General features: G+C 72.9%; 16 protein-coding genes and 2 pseudogenes. 9 read left to right on the top strand and 9 right to left on the bottom strand.

The features are described from left to right. Positions 1-273: 273 nt before the first annotated feature. Complete coding sequence (locus O7598_RS11305) at positions 274-1017, top strand: SDR family oxidoreductase (RefSeq protein ID WP_269691276.1); 744 nt, start codon at positions 274-276, stop codon at positions 1015-1017. Between the two features lie 84 nt (positions 1018-1101). On the opposite strand, the gene O7598_RS11300 is transcribed toward O7598_RS11305, so the two are convergent. Further along, positions 1102-1650: a YciI family protein gene (locus tag O7598_RS11300; protein WP_269691275.1), complete on the bottom strand. Its 549-nt coding sequence runs from the start codon at positions 1648-1650 to the stop codon at positions 1102-1104. Between the two features lie 157 nt (positions 1651-1807). On the opposite strand from O7598_RS11300, the gene O7598_RS11295 reads away from it, so the two are divergent. From O7598_RS11295 to O7598_RS11285, 3 genes are all read left to right on the top strand, one after another. Further along, positions 1808-2698 carry an SGNH/GDSL hydrolase family protein gene (locus O7598_RS11295; RefSeq protein WP_269691274.1) on the top strand — a complete coding sequence of 297 codons (891 nt, stop codon included), beginning with the start codon at positions 1808-1810 and terminating at the stop codon, positions 2696-2698. Between the two features lie 181 nt (positions 2699-2879). Further along, positions 2880-3032: a hypothetical protein gene (locus O7598_RS11290; RefSeq protein WP_269691273.1), complete on the top strand. Its 153-nt coding sequence runs from the start codon at positions 2880-2882 to the stop codon at positions 3030-3032. Beyond that, positions 3032-3997, top strand: coding sequence for a golvesin C-terminal-like domain-containing protein (locus tag O7598_RS11285; RefSeq protein WP_269691272.1), 966 nt, complete (start codon positions 3032-3034; stop codon positions 3995-3997). The genes O7598_RS11290 and O7598_RS11285 overlap by 1 nt, the downstream gene beginning before the upstream one ends. A 52-nt stretch (positions 3998-4049) precedes the next feature. On the opposite strand, the gene O7598_RS11280 is transcribed toward O7598_RS11285, so the two are convergent. After that, positions 4050-5279 carry an epoxide hydrolase family protein gene (locus tag O7598_RS11280; RefSeq protein WP_269691271.1) on the bottom strand — a complete coding sequence of 410 codons (1230 nt, stop codon included), beginning with the start codon at positions 5277-5279 and terminating at the stop codon, positions 4050-4052. A gap of 145 nt (positions 5280-5424) precedes the next feature. Beyond that, positions 5425-6612 (bottom strand): low temperature requirement protein A, encoded by a 1188-nt coding sequence (locus tag O7598_RS11275; RefSeq protein WP_269691270.1) that lies wholly within the window; start codon positions 6610-6612, stop codon positions 5425-5427. Between the two features lie 133 nt (positions 6613-6745). Here O7598_RS11275 and O7598_RS11270 point away from each other — a divergent pair, with 133 nt between their 5' ends. Further along, on the top strand, positions 6746-7132 hold the full coding sequence (locus O7598_RS11270) for a helix-turn-helix transcriptional regulator (RefSeq protein ID WP_269691269.1): 387 nt from the start codon (positions 6746-6748) through the stop codon (positions 7130-7132). Between the two features lie 76 nt (positions 7133-7208). On the opposite strand, the gene O7598_RS11265 is transcribed toward O7598_RS11270, so the two are convergent. From O7598_RS11265 to O7598_RS11250, 4 genes and pseudogenes are all read right to left on the bottom strand, one after another. Beyond that, positions 7209-9941 carry a DUF7507 domain-containing protein gene (locus tag O7598_RS11265; protein ID WP_442929925.1) on the bottom strand — a complete coding sequence of 911 codons (2733 nt, stop codon included), beginning with the start codon at positions 9939-9941 and terminating at the stop codon, positions 7209-7211. 45 nt (positions 9942-9986) lie between these two features. Further along, positions 9987-11396: pseudogene (locus tag O7598_RS11260) on the bottom strand (choice-of-anchor A family protein); the annotation flags it as partial. A gap of 35 nt (positions 11397-11431) precedes the next feature. Continuing rightward, on the bottom strand, positions 11432-12016 hold the full coding sequence (locus O7598_RS11255) for a GNAT family N-acetyltransferase (RefSeq protein ID WP_269694837.1): 585 nt from the start codon (positions 12014-12016) through the stop codon (positions 11432-11434). A gap of 39 nt (positions 12017-12055) precedes the next feature. Then, positions 12056-14203, bottom strand: a pseudogene (locus tag O7598_RS11250) (penicillin acylase family protein); the annotation flags it as partial. Positions 14204-14303: 100 nt separating this feature from the next. Here O7598_RS11250 and O7598_RS11245 point away from each other — a divergent pair. From O7598_RS11245 to O7598_RS11230, 4 genes are read left to right on the top strand one after another with little or no spacing between them, the layout of a single operon-like run. Continuing rightward, complete coding sequence (locus O7598_RS11245; RefSeq protein WP_269691268.1) at positions 14304-15809, top strand: pyridoxal phosphate-dependent decarboxylase family protein; 1506 nt, start codon at positions 14304-14306, stop codon at positions 15807-15809. Positions 15810-15817: 8 nt separating this feature from the next. Then, positions 15818-17080: a lysine N(6)-hydroxylase/L-ornithine N(5)-oxygenase family protein gene (locus O7598_RS11240; RefSeq protein ID WP_269691267.1), complete on the top strand. Its 1263-nt coding sequence runs from the start codon at positions 15818-15820 to the stop codon at positions 17078-17080. Then, the gene (locus O7598_RS11235) at positions 17077-17646 is read left to right on the top strand and encodes a GNAT family N-acetyltransferase (protein WP_269691266.1); all 570 of its coding nucleotides are present in this window, start codon (positions 17077-17079) and stop codon (positions 17644-17646) included. Before O7598_RS11240 ends, O7598_RS11235 begins: the two co-directional genes overlap by 4 nt. Continuing rightward, complete coding sequence (locus tag O7598_RS11230) at positions 17643-19430, top strand: IucA/IucC family protein (protein ID WP_269691265.1); 1788 nt, start codon at positions 17643-17645, stop codon at positions 19428-19430. The genes O7598_RS11235 and O7598_RS11230 overlap by 4 nt, the downstream gene beginning before the upstream one ends. A 13-nt stretch (positions 19431-19443) precedes the next feature. On the opposite strand, the gene O7598_RS11225 is transcribed toward O7598_RS11230, so the two are convergent. Then, on the bottom strand, positions 19444-19725 hold the full coding sequence (locus O7598_RS11225) for a PqqD family protein (RefSeq protein ID WP_269691264.1): 282 nt from the start codon (positions 19723-19725) through the stop codon (positions 19444-19446). Then, positions 19722-20849: an asparagine synthase-related protein gene (locus O7598_RS11220; RefSeq protein ID WP_269691263.1), complete on the bottom strand. Its 1128-nt coding sequence runs from the start codon at positions 20847-20849 to the stop codon at positions 19722-19724. Before O7598_RS11220 ends, O7598_RS11225 begins: the two co-directional genes overlap by 4 nt. Positions 20850-21312 lie beyond the last annotated feature (463 nt).

Below are 21312 nucleotides of genomic sequence, written 5' to 3'. Positions count from 1 at the left end.
CGATCGAGCGGGACGGCCGCAGATCTTGGTACGGATCGGCCCCTTCGGGGGGCCACTCCGTACCAAGATCTCGGATGCCCTCGACTGCGGCGCGCGCGGCCTGGCGCGGGAAGGGCCGCGGCGGCGACCGAGCGCGGGACGTCCGCGACGCCCATCGAACCGCCCACGGTCACGGTCGGCGAGCCGGTCGGGGCGCCGGCCGCCCTTGACGTCGAGCGTGCTCCAACTCCTACCGTCGCGGTGCTAGCGGAGGCGCGGTGGGAAAGGGACCGGATGAGGGTGCTGGTGACCGGTGGGACGAGCGGGCTGGGGCTCGCCATGGCCTGCGCCCTCGCCGCGGCCGGAGCGGCGGTGGCGCTGACCGGCCGATCCGGCCGGCGCGCCCGGACCGTCGCGGCGGGACTGCCTGGGGCGGTCGGGATCGAGCTCGACGTACGGGACGAGGCGTCGGTGGCCCGGGCGGTCGACGAGGCGTGGTCGCGGCTCGGCGGCGTCGACATGCTGGTGAACAACGCCGGCATCGGCATGCGGACGGTCAATCCGCGCTTCATGACCCACGTGCAGGGCTTCTGGGAGGTGCCGGCCGCCGACTTCCGTGCGATGGTCGAGACCAACCTGACCGGCTACTTCCTGGTGGCCCGGGAGGTCGTGCCGCGGATGCTGGCCGCCGGCGGTGGCCGCGTCGTCAACGTCTCGGTGAGCCACTCGACCATGCACCGTGCCGGGTTCGTCCCCTACGGGCCGTCGCGCGCCGGCAGCGAGGCACTGTCCCGGGTGATGGCCGCCGACCTGCGCGGCACGGGCGTCACCGTGAATCTGCTGCTGCCCGGCGGCGTGACGGCCACCGGGATGCTGCCGCCCGATGCGGTGCCGCAGGGTCGGGAGGTCCTGGCGCCCGACGTGATGGGCCCGCCCATCGTCTGGCTGGCGTCGGCCGACGCGGCCGACGTGCACGACGAGCGCATCAACGCCGTCGAGTTCGGCCATTGGCTACGTGACCGCCACCCGGTGAGGTGATCAAGGGCTTCGGGTCGCGCCGGCCTGACGCGAAGTGCTTGGTCACCGGCGCGAGCGCCACCCGCACCGCCGTCGGGCGGACGCTCAGCGACGGCCACCGAACTGCCAGTTGTGCACCTCGACGTCGGCGTATCGACGCGCGGTCAGAAGGGCGCGCGCCGTGTCCGGATCCGGCGCCTGGACCAGCAGCGCGGTGCCCAACCAGGTCGTACCGTCGTCGGACAGCAGGGGGCCGTAGGCGATCAGCCGGTCCGGATCGCCGGGCACGGCCAGGTCGGCGGGCTGCCCCGCGCCGAGGGCCAGCACCAGGTAGCGGTGGCCGCCGACCGGGCCGCCGGGAAAGTCCCACATCCGTCGGCGCAGCGTGTTGCGCCATCGCCGGAGCAGGACGTCGCGATACACGCCGGCCTGGTAGTTGGGCTCGTCGAACGCGAACGCGCGGGCGGCGGCGGAACCGGGCAGGTCGACGATGTGCAGGCTGCCGGTGGGCGTCTCACCGTCGTCGGCGAGGGTCGGCCCGCGAGCGATCATCCCGGTCGCGAACCGGTCCATGTAGGACCAGTGCTCCTCTCGCCACTCGTCGCGCAGCGCGACGGAGTCCGGCCGGTCGCGGTGGAAGCACAGAAACTCCATGCGGACAGTCTCGACCCCCACCGAGGACACCGACGTCCACGGGGCGGTTCCACACCCCTGCCACCCCTTAATGGCGTACATCTATATTGACGCTCATCAGAGGCGCGGACAGACTTCCGGAACCACCACCCCCATGATCCCGCTCCGGGAGGACGCAATGAACCGTCCCCGCCTGTCGTCGACGCGCACGGCCGCACGCCTGGCCGCGCTCGCCGTCGCCACCGCCGGCGTGCTGCTCGCCGTCGCCGCACCCGCCAACGCCGCCGTGCCCTCCGGGCGCTACGTGGCGCTCGGCGACTCGTACACCGCCGGCCCGCTCATCCCGACCCAGACCGACCTGAACTGCCTGCGCTCCAACCGCAACTACCCGTCCCTGGTCGCGACGGCCGCCGGCTCGTCGTCGTTCGCGGACGTGAGCTGCTCCGGGGCCACCACCGACGACATCCTGTACGGCGGCGACGGGCAGCTCGGTATCACCGTGCCGCCGCAGGTCAACGCCGTCACGTCGAGCACGGCGCTGGTCACGGTGCAGATCGGCGGCAACGACATCGGGTTCTCCGGGATCATCAGCGACTGCGCGCAGGCGAGTGTCAGCAGCCCGCTCGGCTCGCCGTGCAAGGACCGGTTCACCGCCGGCGGCACCGACCAGTTGCGGGCCCGGATCGCCGCCACCGTGCCGAAGGTGACGTCGGTGCTGCGCTCGGTCAGGCAGGCCGCGCCGGGCGCGCGGGTCGTGGTGCTCGGCTACCCGGCGATCCTGCCGGACAGCGGCTACGGCTGCTGGCCGGTGGTGCCGATCGCCTACCAGGACGTCCCCTACCTGCGTGGCGTCGAGAAGGCGCTGAACGCGATGCTGGCCGACACGGCGGCGGCGAACGGCGCGAGCTACGCCGACGTCTACACCCCGTCGATCGGCCGCGACGCGTGCAAGGGCAGTGGCACCCGCTGGGTCGAGGGGTTGGTGCCGCAGAACGCCGCCGCGCCGTTCCACCCGAACGCCCGGGGCGAGCAGGGCATGGCCGACGCCCTGCGGGCGCACCTGAGCTGACGTGTTCCGCCCGAGCCGGTCCCGCCACCCGGCGGGGCCGGCTCGCGGCCGCTTGGCAAAAGCTTTCAGCCGGAACCATGGCGGTGAAGGGTATCGACAGCAGGGTCGGCGTCGGGATAGCGTTCCCGCACTCACATCCGTCGATCGGTTGGTCGCCGAGCGCCGTCGCCGAAGGAGCGCCATGCCCACGTCCCGATCCGTCCGTCTGCGACGCCGAGGCCTGCTCGGCCTCCCGGCCCTGGTGACCGCCGCGCTCGCCGTGGCCGTCCGGCCCACCCCGGCCGCCGCCGCGCCGAAGGTCGAATGCCTCGCCGACCTGCTCCAGGAGAAGTGATGGCCACCATCGGCTGGTTGGTGGACGTGCTGCGCGCCGCCGGGGTTCAGGTCGTGGTCGAGGGCGACTGGCTCAACCGCGCCCGCCCCGGCTCCTTCGACCCGATCGGCGTGCTGTGGCACCACACCGCCGCCACCTCCAGCGCGAGCAACCCGCACCCGGCGCTCAACATCTGCATCAACGGCCGCTCCGACCTGGCCGGCCCGCTCTGCCAGGCGCTCGTCGACTACCACGGCGTGTTCCACGTGATCTCGGCCGGCCGGTGCAACCACGCCGGCGTGAGCGGCGGCAGCGGCCCGATCCCGGCCGGCGACGGCAACACCCTGATGATCGGCTGGGAGATCGACTACAACGGCGTCGACCAGCGGATGACCACCGCGCAGTACGACGCCGCCGTGACCGCCACCGCGGCCGTGCTCACCCGACTCGGCAGGGACGCCAGCTACGCCCGGGGGCACCGGGAGACCAGCACCACCGGCAAGATCGACCCGTCCTTCATCGACCTGAACGCGATGCGGGCCGACGTCGCGGCGAAGATGTCCGGCGGTGGCGGCGGCTGGTCCTCGATCGTTGACAACTCGACCGCGGGCCGCTTCACCGCCAGCGGCAACTGGGGCGTGTCGACGTACTCCGGCCAGCGCTACGGCGCCGACTACCGCTACGCCGACCCGGTCGCGGCCAGCGACGCCGCCTGGTACCGGTTCAACGTCCCGCGCACCGGCAACTACCGGGTCGAGGCGTGGTGGCCGGCGAACGCGGGCTACAACGCCGCCACGCCCTACGTCGTCGCCACCACCACCGGCAACCGGACCGTCTACGTGGACCAGCGGGCCACCGGCGGCCAGTGGCGCACCCTGGGCACGTTCACGCTGGCCGCCGGCGACGCCGACCGGGTGGCGGTCAGCCGGTGGAGTTCCGCCGCCGGCCTGGTCGTCGCCGACGCCGTCCGGCTCACCGAGGTCTGACCGGCGCCCGACGCGGCCGGGTGGCGGACCACCCGGCCGCGTCCGGCCGGTCTCAGCGCAACGACCGGAACGCGTCGCGCATCTCCCGCGCGAACAGCTGCGGCTGCTCCCACGCGGCGAAGTGCCCGCCCCGCTCCACCTTCCGGTAGTGGATCAGATTCGGGTACGCCCGCTCGGCCCAGCTCCGCGGCGCCAGCAGGATCTCGTCCGGGAACTGGCTGACCGCGGCCGGCACCCGGACCCCCTTCGCGGCGAAGAAGGACAGCGCGTTCTGCGCGTAGAGGCGGGCCGACGAGACGCCCGTGTTGGTCAGCCAGTAGAGCGTCACGTTGTCCAGGATGTCGTCCCGGCTCAGGCCGCCCGGCCGACCGGCGAACGCCGCGCGAATCAGGTCCAGGCTGGCCGCGTCGTGGTCGAGCATGAACGACGCCAGCCCGACGGGCGAGTCGGCCAGCGCGGTCAGCGTCTCCGGGCGGGTGGTCATGATGATCGCGTACGCGGAGTGCTTCCAGAAGAAGTCGATGCGCTCACAGGCCGCCCGCTCCTCCTCGGAGAGCCCGGCCGGCAGCTCCGCCAGCGGGTCGTTCACCCCGGTGATGCCGCTCTGCAGCAACGCGTCGATCTCGGGCGGCACCACGCAGGGCATGTTGGTGTGGATACCGGCCAGCTCCGGCGGCGCCTGCACGCCCAGCATGTCGGTGATGAGCGCGCCCCAGTCGCCGCCCTGCGCCACGAACCGGTCGTAGCCCAGCCGCCGCATCAGCTCGGTCCAGGCCCGCGCGATGTGCTGCGGGTCCCAGCCGGGCGCGTCCGGGTGGCCGGAGAAGCCGTAGCCGGGCATCGACGGGATCACCAGGTGGAAGGCGTCCGACGCGCTGCCGCCGTGCGAGGTCGGGTCGGTGAGCGGCCGGATGATCTTCAGTTGTTCGATCACCGAACCGGGCCAGCCGTGCGTGACGATCAGCGGCAACGCGTCGTCGTGGTGGGACCGGACGTGGATGAAGTGGATGTCCAGCCCGTCGATCTCGGTGACGAAGTTCGGCAGGTCGTTCAGCCGGGCCTCGACCCGGCTCCAGTCGTACTCCTTCTCCCAGTAGCGGGCGAGCGCCTGGCTGGTCTCCAGCGGCACGCCCTGTGACTGGTCGTCGACGGTCTCCCGCTCGGGCCAGCGGGTCGCCGCGATCCGTGCCCGCAGGTCCGCAAGATCCGCCTCGGGCACCTCGATCCGGAACGGGCGGATGTCGGTGGCGGTGCGGGTCGGCGTCATGGTCTTGACGGCCACGGAGAATCTCCTCCTCGATCGGGGTCAGGGCCGAACGTGAAGACGTACGCGCGGAAGCCGGTCCGGTCCGTGACCAGCGTCAGCAGGTGCTACCTCGGCGGCCCGCTCCGGCGGCTTACCCGGCCGGCGTGGCTTCGAACGGCCGTCAGCCCGCGGAGGCCGGCCCTCGACCCTCCGTCGCCGGGTCCCGGTGGCCGAACGAGTCGGCGACGGCCACCCCGACCAGCACGGCGGTCGCGGCGGTGGTCCCGGCGATCAGCGGCAGCGGCGCGGTGGCGAGCCCGAGCACCGCCAGCGCCGCCACCCCCAGCAGCCGCGAACGCGGGCCGCGCCCGCGCGCGTCGTGCAGGAAGAAGAACTGGGCCACCAGGAAGACCGCCGGCCCGCCGAAGGCGAGCACGGTGAAGCCGAGCGTGGCGTCCCCGTCGGGGCGGGCGATCGCGAGCTGGTCGGCGACCGCGATCCCGATCAGCGCGAGCACCACGAGCGTCAGCGTCCAGGTCCCCCGCCGGCCGACCGCCCCGGCGTCCTCGGCCGTCTCCGCCGCCTGCACCCCGATCCGCTCGACCCGCCGGAAGTAGCACCACCACAGTGCGACGGTGCCGGTGAAGCCGGCCACCAGGGCGAACAACCGCGCGGCCGTGAACGGCTCGTCGCTGAACGCCCGCCCCTCGGTCAGCACCGTCTCGCCGAGCGCGATGATGAAGAACAGCCGGAACCGCTCGATCAGGTGCGAGCCGGCGATCTCGGTGTGTGCGAGGTCGAGGCGCCGGCCCGGGCCCGGCAGCCAGTGCAGGCTCCACCCGCCGACGTGCAGGCCGACCACGGCCAGCCCCCACAGCACGAGGCGCGCCACGCCCTCCGTGACCGCGCCGGCCACCAGCAGCGCGCCGAACGGCAGTTCCCAGACCGCGACGTGGACGAAGTGCCCGCCCTGCGTCCGCCCGCGCAGCGCCACCATCAGGAACGTGGTGCGTCCGAGTTGCAGCAGCAGGTAGCCGACGACGAACATCCAGGCCCGGCCGTCGAACGCGTCGGCGATCGCGCCGGACATGAGCAGGCTGGCGAACATCATCCCGACCAGGAGCAGCCGCACCGGGGTACGGTCCGGCTCCAGCCAGTTGGTGCCCCACGCCGTCATGTACCAGGCGTAGACGACCGCGAGGCCCAGGATCACCGTCTCGACACCGGTCCGCAGGCCGACGTGGGCGAGCAGGTGGTGCGAGAGCTGGCCGATCGCGAAGACGTAGACCAGGTCGAAGAAGAGTTCGAGCGGGGTGACCACGCGTTCGGCCCCGGGCCGGCGGGACACCGCGTCGGCACGGCTCCTCATACCGGCCACGCTATCGACGCGGGCGTCCCCGGGGAGCATGATCCGCACCGGCCCGCTCCCGCGCCGCCGCCCTGCCCGACAGCGGAGATCGAGCGGCCGACCAGATGGGACGCCGGTAGATCTTGGAAGTAACGTGCCCCTATGGGGGCCGCTCGCCTCCAGGATCTCGGGACGAGGGGGTCCGATTGGCAGCGAGGCGGCGGACCCAGCCCAGGAAGCGACCGTAGAGCACCGCCGGATCCGGCGGCTCCGGGCACAGCCGGTTCAGGTCGGCGGTCGCCTCGGTCAGCAGGTCGGCCATGTCGACCGCGAGCCACGACCACGCCTGTACGGGCCCGGCGAACTGGCCGCCCTGTTCGGCGTCTCGCGCCAGCGGGTCCTCCAGATCACCCGCCGCCCCGGGTTTCCCGAGCCGCTCGCCCGGCTGATCGGCATGAACGTCTGGGATGCGGACGAGGTGGACGAGTGGGCCCGGCACCACCGCCCACCCCGCCCCACCGACGGCGACGAGCAGGGCTGACCAGCCGCGACCATGACGCCGATGTGACGGTATCGGGGACGTCCCCGATACCGCCACATCGCTGCGGAGTAGTCGATCAGACCGTGCCGTGCCCCGGGTTGGCCCGTCGGCGCCGGCTCAGCACCGTCAGCGTGATGCCGGCCAGCAGCACCAGCCCACCGAGGACGGACAGCGGCACCAGGAATGAGCTGCCGGTGATCGGCAACTTGCCGTGGTGCCAGGGCCACGGGCCCGGGTGCGGGCCGGGTCCGGGGTGCGGGCCCGGACCGGGTTCGATCTTCACCCGCACGCAGAGCGTGTCCTCGGGTGAGACCGGCGCCGGACCCGACGGCGGCGTGCCGGTCGCGCTGGCCGTGTCGGTGATGCAGCGCTCCTTGGCGTCGGCCTTGGACACGGTGTAGGTGGCCGTGCAGGTGATGGTCTCCCCAGGCGCCAGGCTGACCTCGCCGTTCGGAGTGTCACCCGGCCCACAGGTGATCGGGCCGAGGTTCGCCGGGTCGGCCGGCGGCGCCAGCGTGTCCGTCACGGTGACCTCGGTGAGTGGGACCGAGCCGGTGTTGGTGACCTGGAAACGGTATGTCACCTGCTGGCCGACCTTGTGCACCTCGGTCGGGTCGGCGGACTTCACCAGCGTGATCGCCGCGCCCTGGGTGACGGTCACCGTGGCCGAGGCCGGCTCGGAGCGTACCGGTGCCGGCGGTTCCTGCCCGGGGACGGTGGGCGGCGTGCCGACCGCGACCGCGGTGTTGGTGATCCTCCCGGCTGCCACGTCCTCCTCGGTCACCGTGTAGGTCGCGGTGCAGGTCGTGCTCTCCCCCGGCGCGAGCGCCGTCTCGGCGCAGGTGATCGCCGAGGGCCGCCCGCTGCCGGAGAACTCCGTCTCGTCGACGACGATCCCGGAGAGCGTGGTGTTACCGGTGTCGGTGACCACGTACCGGTAGGTCACCACGTCACCGGCGCGGGACACCGTCTCCGGCGTCACGCTCTTGGTGAGCGCGATGCCCGGGTGCAGGATCGGAATGTCGTTGGTCGACGGTCCGGACACCGGCGCCGGCCCGCGCGGCGGGGTGCCGGTGGCGGTCGCGGTGTCCAGCAGCGAGGCTTGGGCGAAGTCGGCCGCCGAGACCGTGTAGGTGGCCCGGCACTCGATCGACGCGCCTGGTGCCAGCGTGACGGTGCCGTTCGGCACGTTGTCCGGGCCGCAGGTGATGGCGGTCTGGTTGTCGCGGCTGGCCGGCGGCAGCAGGGTGTCGTTCACGGTGACCTTGGTCAGTGTGAGGCCACCGGTGTTGACCACCCGGTAGGTGTAGGTGACCTTCTGGCCGACCTCGGTGATCGCCACCGTGCTCGACGACTTGACGATGTCGATGCCGGACACCGGGCCACCGGCGGGCACGGTCAGCGTGGACGGGTCGGAGTCCACAGGCGTGGTGGTGCCGGGCGGCGTGCCGTGCGCGGTCGCCGTGTCGGCGAGCGAGCCGTTGTCGAGGTCGGCCTGGGTGACCGTGTACGTGGCGGTGCACGTGGTGGACGCGCCCGGCGCGAGCGTGGTGTCCGCGCAGGTGATCGGCCCGAGGTTCGCGTTCGACGACGGCGGTGTCTGCACGTCTGTCACGTCCACGTTCGACAACGTGAGGCCGCCGGTGTTGACCACCACGAAGCGGTACGGCACCTGCTGTCCGGGCGCGGTGATCACGGTCGTGGTGGACGTCTTGTCCACGCTGATCGAGGCGGTCACCTCCGCGCCCGGGATGATCAGGACGGACGGGTCGGAGACGACCGCGGGACCGGTGGGCGGCGTGCCGCTCGCGGTCGCCGAGTCGGCGAGCGAGCCGTGGTCGATGTCGGCCTGCGAGACCGTGTACGTGGCGGTGCACGTGGTGGACGCGCCGGCCGTGAGCGTGGTGTCCGCGCAGATGATCGGCCCGAGGTTCGCGTTCGACGACGGCGGCGTCTGCACGTCCGTCACGTTCACGCCCGTCAGCGTGACACCGCCGGTGTTGGTGACCGCGAACCGGTACTCCACCTTCTGCCCGGCCGAGCTGATCGTCGTGGTGGTCGAGGACTTGACCACGGTGATCTCCGGGGCGACGGGCGTGGCCGCGATCGTCAGGTCAGACGGCTCCGAGTCGACAGGCGTCGTGGTGCCCGGCGGCGTGCCGTGCGCGGTCGCGACGTCCGACACCGAGCCGAAGTCGAGGTCGGCCTGGCTGACGGTGTACGTGGCCGTGCAGGTGGTCGACGCGCCCGGCGCGAGGGTGGTGTCCGCGCAGGTGATCGGCCCGAGGTTCGTGTTCGATGACGGCGGCGTCTGCGCGTCGGTCACGTTGACGCCCGACAGCGTCACGCCGCCGGTGTTCGTGACCGCGAAGCGGTAGGGCACCTGCTGGCCGGGCGTGGTGATGGTGGTCGTGGTGGAGGACTTCACCACCGTGATTCCGGGCGCCAGGGGCGTCGCCACGATGGTCAGGTCCGACGGGTCCGAGTTGATCGGCGTGGTGGTGCCCGGCGGCGTGCCGTGCGCGGTCGCCGTGTCCGACACCGAGCCGTGGTCGAGGTCGGCCTGGGTGACCGTGTACGTCGCCGTGCAGATGGTCGACACACCGGGCGCGAGGGTGTCGGTCGGGCAGGTGATCGGCCCGAGGTTCGCGTTCGACGACGGCGGCGTCTGCACGTCCGTCACGTTGACGTTCGACAGCGTCAGTCCGCCGGTGTTCGTCACCACGAACCGGTAGGGCACCTGCTGGCCGGGTGCGGTGATCGTGGTGGTGACGGAGGACTTCTGCACCGAGATCGACGGGGTCAGCACCTCAGCCGGGATGGTGAGGTCGCTGGGGTCGGAGACCACGGGCGTGCCGCCGCCGGCCGGCGTGCCCCGCACGGTCGCCGAGTCGGAGACGCCGCCGTTGTCCAGGTCGGCCTGGGTGACCGTGTACGTCGCCGTGCAGGTGGTCGACGCGCCGGGCGCGAGGGTGGCGTCCTGGCAGGTGATCGGGCCGAGGTTCGCGTTCGACGACGGCGGTGTCTGGGTGTCGGTGACGACGATGTCGGTCAGTGCGACGCCGCCGGTGTTGACCACCCGGAACGAGTACGGCACCTGCTGTCCGACGGATCCGATCAGCGCGGTGGTCGACGACTTCACCAGTGCGATGCTGGCCGGCCCACCACCGTTGCAGGTCAGGGTGGTGCTGAACGGGAAGTAATGGATCTCGCCGCCCTGGTGGTCGAGGGTTCGGGTGATCACGCTGCCCTCGGTGTTGGTGGCGGACAGGTCGGTGAAGTCGGCGTTCGGGGCGTAGATGCTGCCCTCGACCGTGCGTGCGCCGGCGGTGAGCGTGAGCCGGGTCGCGGTCGGGAAGTTGATCAGGATGTACTGGGCCTGCTGGCCGCCGATGCCGGAGAAGTTCGGCGCGGTCCAGTCGAAGGTGTTCCCGACGCCTGTGGTGTCCACGTTGATCAGCAGTGGTGTGGTCGCGGTGGGCTGGTTGCGGAAGGTCAGCGTGTCGATGTTGTTCAGGTCGGTGGCGCTGAGGTTCAACACGTTGGTGACGCCGCTGGTCAGGTTGATCACCGCGTTGGTGCCCGGCGGGATGGGCCGGGGCAGGACGTTGCCGTTGGGGTCGGTGAGGACCACTGTGTTCTCGCAGCCGGCCAGCCCGGTCGAGGTGGACCGGAACGACGCGAACGTGTCGGCGAAGTTGATCGGCGAGGTCGGGCCGACGTTCGCGGGCGCCTGTCGGACGGTCAGCTCCACCCGGGGGAAGGCGTCGTAGTTGTTGGTCGGCAGGATCCGGGTGTTGACCGCGGCGCCATTGTTGTCGGTGTCCCGGACGAACGTGCCGGTCAGGTTCCCGACCTTGGCGTACCCCTGGGACAGCACCTGGAGCCGGCTGCCCGGCACGCTTCCGGCGAAGTCGACCCGGCCGCCCACGACGAGCGCGGACGGACGGCTGTCACCGGGCACGACGAACGAGCCCGCGGTGTTGTTGGCGAGCTGGTAGTTGCCGAAGGAGAGGTCACCACCGACGGCCATGGTGCCTTCGTTCTCGCTGGTGATCACCCTGGCGTTGCCCTCGGTCATCACCCCGAAGCTCTGTGCCGGCGCGACCGGGTTGACCGGGCCGATGGCCCGCGGCGCCTGCTGCGGCGGCGGTTGGCCGCCCGGGGCGGCCGACGCGACCGCCACCGGCAGCGGCGCGGTGAGCGACGCGACCGCCACGATCGCGGCGGCTCGCCACCACGTACCGCTGAACTTCTTGATCATCATTCCCCCGCTTGTCCGATTTGCGGGGATATTAGCTATCTGGATGCCCGCCGGGAGCCGCTACCCGGAATGTGAGCGCCGGACTCGAAGCGCTCGCGCGCCAGGAAGGCCAACTGCGCCCGCTTCTCCGGCAGGTCGATCTCGTCGGCGAACGTGAAACCCTCCGTCCGCAGTCGACGCAGCGCGGCGTCGTTGCGGACGTCCGGCTCGGCCACCACCCGCCGCGCCGCCGGATCCCGCAGCAGGAACCGGATCAACGCCGGCACCACCGCCGAGGTGAGGCCGCGCGCATAGCGCCGGGGCGGGTTGAGCAGCAGGTGCATCCCCACGTCGCCGGGCTGCACCGGGTAGCGCTCCCCCACCGGGTCCGCCTCCGGCCGGTAGGTCTGGAACAGCCCGACCGGCTCGCCGTCGAGCCGGATCAGGTACGCGTGGTGGGTGTCCAGCCCGTCGAGGAAGGCGTAGACCTCGCGTACGTCGTCGAGCGTGTAGGAACCCATGCCCCAGAACCGGTTGCGGGGCACCGTGACCCAGCCGTGCAGCAGCTCGGCGTGCCGGTCGGGGCGCACCGGCTCCAGCGCCAGCTCGCCGAGGTCGGGGTTCCGTTCCAGGTGGATCACGAGGTCGTCCTTCGGTAGGGGCCCGGCGGGCACCGGGATCAGCGTCCCGGCGGCCCAGTGGGCGAGTTGGTCGGTGAAGTGCGGGTCGTCGGGTCGCCCGGACGCCCCGAACGGGACGATCCAGCGGCTGGCCGCCCGGTCGGTCAGGTCCCACACGTAGCGGGCGACCGGGCCGCGCCAGCAGGCGTCGGAGACGCCGGGGACGCTGGAAGTGGCCAGCACGCAGTCGGTGTCACCGGCGAGCGACACCGCTCGCACGGCGTCCGTGGCCGCGGCGGCCACGCCCAGGTGCACCGGGTGCAGCAGATGACGCCGGCCCCACGGCTCCGGCGCCCGTCCGGCGGCCACCTCCGCCAACGCCTCGACGGCGAGCGACACCACGTCGACACCGAGGGCCCCGAGCGACGCCACGTCGACACCGGAAGCCCCGAGCGACGCGTCGCCGGACCCGGCAGGCCGGGGCGACGCCGGACCGACGCCGGATGGCGCGACCACCGGCGACGCAGGCCCGGCGGGCCCGTCGACCAGGTGGTCCAGGGCCAGGCCGATCCGGGTCGCCGGGTCGGTCCAGGGGGCGAACAGCTCGTCGTACCCGGACGGCTCGTGCAGCGCGCGCAGCGACGGGTGCGCGCAGAGCCGGCGGGCGAGCGCCGCGCGCCAGGCCGCGTAGGCGCCGGCGTCGGCCGAGTCGGCCGCCATCACGCCGTCCCAGGCCCGCAGCCGGCTGTGCAGGGTACGCGCCGGCGCGGTGAGCCGGGCCGGGTCGAGCCGGGCGAGCAGCCGGCGCACCGGTGTCGCCGGGAGCCGGGCGTCGGTGTGCACGCCTGCCGCCTCGACGCCGTCGGCGAGCAGGGCGCGGATCCGCCGGGCGCGGTGCGGCGGCGCGAAGTCGACCCCGTGCGCGGCGACGTCCGGGCGCCGGTCGTTGGCGCAGACCGCGACACCGTCGACCCCGGGCGTCCGGCCGGCGTGACCGTCGCCCTCCCCCGCGACGGTCTCGTCCACCATCGGCAGGTGGTCGCCGCGCCACCGGTGACGCGGCTTCCAGGCGGGCACCGGCTCGCGGCGGCACCGCTCGTCGCGTACCGGAACGAGGCCGGCGACCAGGCGGCGGACCGTGCCGCCGGTGTCGGCGGCGAGCACGCTGTTGACTGGCTCGACCCAGGCGCGCAGCGCGTCCGCGACGTCGCCGGCGTGGCGGGCACGCAGCAGCGGGAGCAGCGCCTCGAGGCCGAGGCGGGCCTCGACCCGGCTCGGTGTGCGGAGGCTGAGCGCCTCGCCGGTGACCCGGTCGTGGTCGATCACCGGGCCGCGCGGCGTCTCGATGATCTCGACGCGTTCCGCCGAGCCGCCGCGCACCGAGATCTCCTCGACGTGCCGGGTGACCGGCGTCCAGCCGGACGGGCCGCGCGCCAGCAGCCGGTCGCCGTCTCGGCGCAGCTGCTCGCGGTAGAGGTCCTGGTAGTCGGCCATCGCGTTGGTGACGGCCCAGGCCACGTGGCCGGTGTGACCGAAGTGCGGCAGCCCGGGTACGCCGGGGAAGGCCAGCCCGACCACGTCGAACTCCGGGCAGGCCAGCCGGATCTGCTGGTAGACGCCGGGCAGTTCGAGCAGCCGGTGCGGGTCGCCGGCGAGCACCGGGCCCCGTCCGGTCGCCGGGTCGGCGGGCAGTGCCCAGGCGTTGCTGCCGGCGGACGCCGGTCCCTCCACCGCGAACAGGCCGACCGCGTCCGGGCCGAGCGTGCGGCTGACGTGCGCGTGCCAGAGCTTGTTCGGGAACGTGGAGAAGAGCGCGTGCTGCACCAGGAACACGCCGAGCGGTGTCCACGGGTGCCAGGGCTCCGGCGCGGTGCCGGTGGCGGCGTACTCGGGTGCCGCGGCGGCGCCCTCGGCGAGGCCGTCGTTGACGCCGTCGACGTACGCCTCGACCCATCGACGGGTCACCGGGTCGAGGCGTTCGTGGCAGCGCCGGGCGGTGTCGTCGAGCCGGGCCCGCCGGGCGAACCGGTCCCAGGCCAGCTCGGCGGCGCCGACGTGCGCGGCCAGCCGGCCCTCGGCCCGCCAGCGCTCGACGCCGAGCTGCCAGGCCCGGTCGAACGCGGTGACCCGGCCCTGGAGCCGGGCCAGCTCGTCGACGTCGGCGGCCCACAACTGCGGTACGCCCCAGCGGTCCCGCGCGACACGCATCCCCGGACCCCCCTGCTTGAAAGTTAGGTGAGCCTAACCTAATCTGACTGCCGCGCGGCGCTCGCCGCGCCCCCTGTCCGCACGACCACCGGGACGTCGCATGAGTTCGATCGGCAGCGCGGCACGCGCCCACCTGTTCCACGACGGCACCGTCGAGCGCTACCGGGACGTGCTGGCGCGCGGCGTCGACCGGGTCGCCCGCCGGGTCGCCGCGGTGGACCGGCCGGGCACCGGCGCCCCGCCGGGGGCGCTCGCCCCGCTGGTCGGCGCGGTCGACCTGGACCGGCCGCTGGGCGACACCGACGCCGCCCTCGACGAGCTGCACGACGTGTGGCTGCGCGACGCGGTGTGGTTCCACCACCGGCGCTACCTGGCCCACCTGAACTGCCCGGTGGTGATCCCGGCGCTGCTCGGCGAGGCGGTGCTCAGCGCGGTCAACTCCTCCCTGGACACCTGGGACCAGAGCGCCGGCGCCACGCTGATGGAGCGCCGCCTGATCGACTGGACGGCCGGGCGGATCGGGCTGGGCGACGCCGCGGACGGCGTGTTCACCAGCGGCGGCACCCAGTCCAACCTCCAGGCCATGCTGCTGGCCCGGGAGGAGGCGTACCGGCGGGTGGTGGGTGGCGCTGCGGTCCGGCCGTCGCGGCCGGAGGTGCTGGCCCGGCTGCGGATCATCACCTCGGCAGCCGGCCACTTCAGCGTGCAGAAGGCGGCCAAACTGCTCGGCCTCGCCGCCGACGCGGTGCTCACCGTGCCCACCGACGCGAGCCGCCGGATGCGCACCGACGAGTTGGCCCGCGCCATCGACCGCTGCCGCCGCGACGGGCAGGTGGTGATGGCGGTCGTCGCCACCGCCGGCACCACCGACTTCGGCACCATCGACCCACTGCCGGAGACCGCCGACATCTGCACCGCCGCCGGGGTCTGGCTGCACGTCGACGCCGCGTACGGCTGCGGGTTGCTGGTCTCCCCCACCCGCCGGCACCTGCTCGACGGCATCGAGCGGGCGGCCTCGGTGACCGTCGACTACCACAAGTCGTTCTTCCAGCCGGTCAGCTCCAGCGCGCTGCTGGTGCGCGACGGCCGCACGCTGCGGCACGCCACCTGGCACGCCGACTACCTCAACCCGGCCCGCGCGGCCGAGCAGGGCATCCCCAACCAGGTCGACAAGAGCATCCAGACCACCCGCCGATTCGACGCGTGCAAGCTCTGGCTGACCTTGCGGATCATGGGCCCGGACGCGGTCGGCGCGCTCTTCGACCAGGTCGTCGACCTCGCCGCCGAGGTCTGGCGCCACCTCGACGCGGACAGTCGCTTCGAGGTGGCGGCCCCGTCCCAGCTCAGCACCGTGGTCTTCCGGCACGTGCCGCCCGGCGCCGACCCGAACCTGGCCGACGAGGCCAACCTGCACGCCCGCGAGGCCCTCGCCGCCTCCGGCGCGGCGCTCGTGGCCGGCACCAAGGTCGACGGCGCGCACTGGCTGAAGCTCACCCTGCTCAACCCGGAGACCACAGTGGACGACGTCACCGCCGTGCTCGACCTGATCGCCGGCCACGCCGCCCGGTACGCCCGGACCGCCGCCACGCCGGCCCCGGTCGGGTGAGGAGAGGCATGCCGGACTTCATCGCCATCGGCCTCGGCCCGTACAACCTCGGCCTGGCCTGCCTCACCGCGCCGCTCGACGACCTCGACGGGCTGTTCCTGGAGGCCCGCGACGGCTTCGACTGGCATCCCGGGATGCTGCTCGAATCCGCCCGGTTGCAGACGCCGTTCCTCGCCGACCTGGTGACGCTCGCGGACCCCACCTCGCCGTACTCGTTCCTCAGCTATCTGAAGGAGACCGGCCGGCTCTACCCGTTCTACATCCGGGAGAGCTTCTTCCCGCTGCGCGCCGAGTACGACGCGTACTGCCGTTGGGCCGCCGGCAAGCTGCCGAACCTGCGCTTCCGGCACACCGTTACCCGAGTCGAGCACGACGGCGAGCACTACGTGGTGCACGCCGACACGCCAGACGGCCCGGCCACCCACCGGGCCCGGCGCCTGGTGCTGGGCACCGGCACCCCGCCCCACCTGCCGCCGGCCTGCGCCGGGCTGGGCGGCGACCTGATCCACAACTCGCGTTACCGGGAACACCGGGACGCGCTGCGGGCCAAGCGCAGCATCACCGTCGTCGGCAGCGGTCAGAGCGCCGCCGAGATCTACCACGACCTGCTCACCGACATCGACAGGTACGGCTACCAGCTCACCTGGGTCACCCGCTCGCCGCGGTTCTTCCCACTGGAATACACCAAGCTGACGCTGGAGATGACCTCACCGGACTACGTGGACTACTTCCACGCGCTGCCCGAGGCGACCCGCTACCGGCTGGAGGCGGAACAGAAACCGCTGTTCAAGGGCATCGACGCCGACCTGATCAACGACATCTACGACACGCTCTACGCCAGGAGCCTGCAGGGACCGACGCGGACCCGGCTGCTGACCAACACCGAGCTGGTCGACGCCGAACACGTCGACGGCCGTTACCGGCTCGGGCTGCGCCACACCGAGCAGGACCGCGAGTTCGCCCTGGACACCGAGGGCCTGATCCTGGCCACCGGCTACCGCCACCGGGTGCCGGAGTTCCTCGCGCCGGTGCGCGACCGGCTGCGCTGGGACGCGCACGGCCGCCTCGACGTGGCCCGCAACTACAGCGTCGACCACACCGGCCGGGGCGTGTTCCTGCAGAACGGCGGCACGCACACGCACAGCATCACCTCCCCCGACCTGGGCATGGGCCCGTACCGCAACTCGTGGATCATCCGGGAGCTGACCGGCCGGGAGCACTACCCGATCGAGAAGACCATCGCGTTCCAGGAGTTCGGGGCACCCTCATGAGCGTGTTCACCCGGGTCGACGCGCGGCTCGGCGCGTTCACACTGCGGCCGCTGGACGCCGACGCGGACGCGCCGCTGCTGCACCGCTGGGTCACCCACCCGAAGGCCGCGTTCTGGCTGATGGCCGACGCCGACGTGACCGGCGTCGCCGAGGAGTACCGGCGGATCGCCGCCCACCCGCACCACGACGCGTACCTCGGCTCGTGGCGCGGCCGGCCGGCGTTCCTGGCCGAACGGTACGACCCGGCCCGGGTGGAGCTGGTCGGGTTGTACGACCCGGCGCCCGGCGACGTCGGCATGCACTTCCTCTGCGCGCCCACCGACACCCCGACGCACGGCTTCACCCGGGCGGTCATCACCACGGTGCTGGCCTGGCTCTTCGCCGACCCGGCGACCCGCCGGGCGGTGGTGGAGCCGGACGTGCGCAACGCCGCCGTGCACGCGCTCAACGCCGCCGTCGGCTTCACCGTCGTCGGCGAGATCCGCAAGCCGGAGAAGACCGCGCTGCTCAGCGTCTGCACCCGCGAGCAGTTCCAGAACGCCACTGAAGGAGAGACGCAGCCGTGAACCCGGACGCCTCCGTCGCCCACCTGCACCCCGAGGCGTGGGCCACCGCCAACCGGCTGCTGGTGCGCAAGGCACTCGCCGAGTTCGCCCACGAACGCCTGATCACGCCGGAGCCGGCCGGCGACCGGTGGTGGCTGGTGCGCGGCGACGCGGTGGAATACCGCTTCGCGGCGCGGCGGCTCGCGCTGGACCACTGGCAGATCGACGCCGCCAGCATCACCCGACGCCGCGACGGCGAGGAACTGCCGCCCGACGCGGTCGACCTCTGCCTGGAACTGCGCGGCGCGCTCGGCCTCACCGACGCGATCCTGCCGGTCTACCTGGAGGAGATCACCTCCACGCTGGCGAGCACCGCGTACAAGCTGGGCCGGCCGGCGGTCACCGCCGCCGAGCTGGCCGCCGCCGACTTCCAGACCGTCGAGACGCAGATGACCGAGGGACACCCCTGCTTCGTGGCCAACAACGGGCGGCTCGGCTTCGGCGCGCAGGACTACCACCGGTACGCCCCGGAGGCCGCCGCCGGAGTCCGGCTGCTCTGGTTGGCCGCGCACCGCGACCACACCACGTTCACCAGCGCCGCCGATCTGGACCACGACACGCTGATGCGAGCCGAGCTGGGCGAGCAGACCCTGGCGGGTTTCGCCGCCACGCTCACCGGGCTCGGCCTCGATCCGGCCGACTACCTGCTCATCCCGGTGCACCCGTGGCAGTGGTGGAACAGGCTCGCCGTGACATTCGCCGGCGAGGTGGCCCGGCGCCGGCTCGTCTGCCTCGGCGAAGGGCCGGACGACCACCTCGCCCAGCAGTCCATCCGTACCTTCTTCAACGTCAGCGACCCGGCCCGGCACTACGTGAAGACCGCGCTGTCGGTGCTGAACATGGGCTTCCTGCGCGGCCTGTCCGCCGCGTACATGGAGGCGACACCGGCGATCAACGACTGGCTCGCCGAGCTGATCGGCGGCGACCCGGTGTTCGCCCGCACCGGGCTGACCATCCTGCGGGAGCGGGCCGCGATCGGCTACCGGCACCGGCAGTACGAGGCGGCGACCGCCCCGGGGTCGCCGTACCGGAAGATGCTGGCCGCCCTCTGGCGGGAGAGCCCGGTGCCCGGCCTGGCGCCCGGCCGGCGGCTGGCCACCATGGCCTCGCTGGTGCACGTCGACCGGGACGGCCGGACGCTGGCCGGTGCGCTGATCGCGGAGTCAGGGCTGGCGCCGGCGCGCTGGCTGCGCCGCTACCTGGACGCCTACCTGGTGCCCCTGCTGCACAGCCTGTACGCACACGACCTGGCGTTCATGCCGCACGGCGAGAACGTCATCCTGGTGCTCGACGGCGGCGCGGTGGAGCGGGTGATCTTCAAGGACATCGCCGAGGAGATCGTGGTGATGGACCCGGACGCCGACCTCCCGGCGCCGGTGCGCCGGGTGCGGGCGGCGATTCCCGAGGACGAGAAGGTCCTGGCCATCTTCACCGACGTGTTCGACTGCTTCCTGCGGCACCTGAGCGCCGCCCTGCACACGGCCGGCGTGCTCGACCAGGACGACTTCTGGCGTACCGTCGCCGACTGTGTCACCGACTACGCCGGCTCGGTGCCGCAGCTGGCCGACCGGATCCGCAGGTACGACCTGTTCGCACCGGAGTTCCCGCTGTCCTGCCTCAACCGGCTCCAGTTGCGCGACAACCGGCAGATGGTGGATCTGGCCGACCCGTCCGCCACGTTGCAGTTCGCCGGCACGCTGGCCAACCCGCTGGCCCCTTTCGCACCGGCCGCCCGGCAGCGGTGAGGCGTCGCGCGGGTCAGACGTGTTCGATCAGGTCGGCTGCCTCCAGGTCGGCCAGGAAGGAGCGCACGTCGGCCACCGCCCGCTCCCGTTCCACGGGGGCGCGGCGGGCCAGCACGTCGCTCAACTGGGCGGCGGTGGCGCCCGCCACCAGGTACGGCCAGAGCACCGTGGCCCAGCGGTCCAGCGCGAAGTAGACGGACCGGCCGAGGTCGAGCAGCACCGTCTCGTCCCCGCTCGTCCGCCAGGCCACCCGGTCGACCGGAATCCGGTACACGACGGACGGGTCGCTGTTCACCGCGGCGCCTCCAGGTCGGGTAGTCCGGGCGCGGCCGAGAGCCCGGTCAGCCACACCTGCTGCACCAGCGCCGCCGTGCCCGCGTCGATCGGCCAGGCCGACCATTCCCGGCGCAGCGCGCGCACGTCGACGAGCGAGCCGTCGACGCCGCTGCCGTCCCAGGCGTTCACCAGATCCCGCGTCGCCGCCCGGAGGAACACCTCGTCGAAGGCGGCCTTGCGGCGGGGCGCGACGATCACCGGCGGCAGCGCGGCGTCGGCGATCGCCGTGAGCAGCTGACCGCGCGACGGCGACCGCAGCCGCCCGTGGCGCGCCGCCAGCGCGGCGGTGAACCCGTCGCTCAGCAGCGGCGACACGGCCAGCACGTCGTGGTCGGCGGCGACGGCGGCCAGGCTCAGGCGGGTCATGGTCAGGTCGCGGCGGCGCAAATGCCAGGCGATCCGCTGGGCCAGCCGGCGCGGCTCGGCGCGTCGTTCGGCCCGCAACGCGCGGCGCGCCTGCCGGCCCGCCTCCGGGCGCAGCCACGGGAACGGGTCCGTCTCCCGACGTCGCAGGCGGAGCCGGCCGAGGCGGGCCCGGAACGAGTCGGGGCGACGCCGCCAGCCGTTGAGTATCTGATCCCCACCGATGCCGGTGAGCAGCGCACCACCCCGGGCCAGTTCCACGATCGGCAGGTGCAGGTGCCGGTTCGGCGGGTGCAGCTGTCCGTAGCGTGTCAGCAGCCGCCGGGCGACCGGCCCGACCAGGTCCAGGTCGTCGCCGGCCTGGAGGATCTGCCACTGCCGTCCCAGGTCCAGCTCACCGATGATCTTGGCCTGCCACGGCGTCTCGTGCGCCCGGGGCGCGTCGGTGAACCGCCAGGTGACCGGGACCGGGTCCGGCAGTCCTTCCCGCCGTGCCACCCGGGCGGCGATCGCCAGCACCAGCGACGAGTCCAGCCCACCGGAGAAGCTGACCAGGCAGGGCGATCGGCGCAGCGCCGGCAGCACCGCCCGCTCCAGGGCGACCAGCGGCGGCCGGGCCGGGCCGGGTCGCCCAGCCGGTCCGGACCCGGACGGATCGAGGCCCAGCACGATGCCGTACGCCACGTCGCGGTCGGTGGGGCGCGGAATGAGGTCGGTCACGGGTGAGCACCCCTCTGCGCCGGGTGGAGCCCAGCGCGCGGTCGGCGATCCAGGCGAACAGCGGGAGCACGCGGGCACGGGGACCGGCCGACCGGGGCCGGCATCGTCGCCTGGCTCCGATCGGCCGGCCGCATCTGCCGAGCCGGGACCGCATCTCGGACAGGGCAGACGCTAGGGCCCTGCACGGCGCCCGTCCCGGGTGGCGGAACAGTCCGATACCCGACAATTTCCTGGGCGGCGGCGCGTAACCACAAGGCCGCTTTCCGCCCGTCGAATCGGTTCGTCGCCCCGCTGCCGACCGGATTCGGGGCTGATTGTTTCCAGCCTGCGAACGACGGATGCCCACCACCGCCGCACTGCCATTCGTGAAACGGACAGCTCGCTGCGGAAAGTGGATCGGCCGTTTCACTCAGCGTGTCGCGTTCGGCGTCACGTCGCGGTCAGACCGTTGCCGACCGACAAG

Origin of the sequence: Micromonospora sp. WMMC241 (genome assembly GCF_027460165.1) — a bacterium.
Classification (GTDB): domain Bacteria; phylum Actinomycetota; class Actinomycetes; order Mycobacteriales; family Micromonosporaceae; genus Micromonospora; species Micromonospora humi.
This window is presented reverse-complemented; position numbering and strand designations above follow the sequence as displayed.

Coding starts and splice junctions, on each gene's coding strand:
- O7598_RS11305 (WP_269691276.1), top strand. CDS start 274: ATGAGGGTGCTGGTGACCGGTGGGACGAGCGGGCTGGGGCTCGCCATG.
- O7598_RS11300 (WP_269691275.1), bottom strand. CDS start 1,650: ATGGAGTTTCTGTGCTTCCACCGCGACCGGCCGGACTCCGTCGCGCTG.
- O7598_RS11295 (WP_269691274.1), top strand. CDS start 1,808: ATGAACCGTCCCCGCCTGTCGTCGACGCGCACGGCCGCACGCCTGGCC.
- O7598_RS11290 (WP_269691273.1), top strand. CDS start 2,880: ATGCCCACGTCCCGATCCGTCCGTCTGCGACGCCGAGGCCTGCTCGGC.
- O7598_RS11285 (WP_269691272.1), top strand. CDS start 3,032: ATGGCCACCATCGGCTGGTTGGTGGACGTGCTGCGCGCCGCCGGGGTT.
- O7598_RS11275 (WP_269691270.1), bottom strand. CDS start 6,612: ATGAGGAGCCGTGCCGACGCGGTGTCCCGCCGGCCCGGGGCCGAACGC.
- O7598_RS11245 (WP_269691268.1), top strand. CDS start 14,304: ATGAGTTCGATCGGCAGCGCGGCACGCGCCCACCTGTTCCACGACGGC.
- O7598_RS11240 (WP_269691267.1), top strand. CDS start 15,818: ATGCCGGACTTCATCGCCATCGGCCTCGGCCCGTACAACCTCGGCCTG.
- O7598_RS11235 (WP_269691266.1), top strand. CDS start 17,077: ATGAGCGTGTTCACCCGGGTCGACGCGCGGCTCGGCGCGTTCACACTG.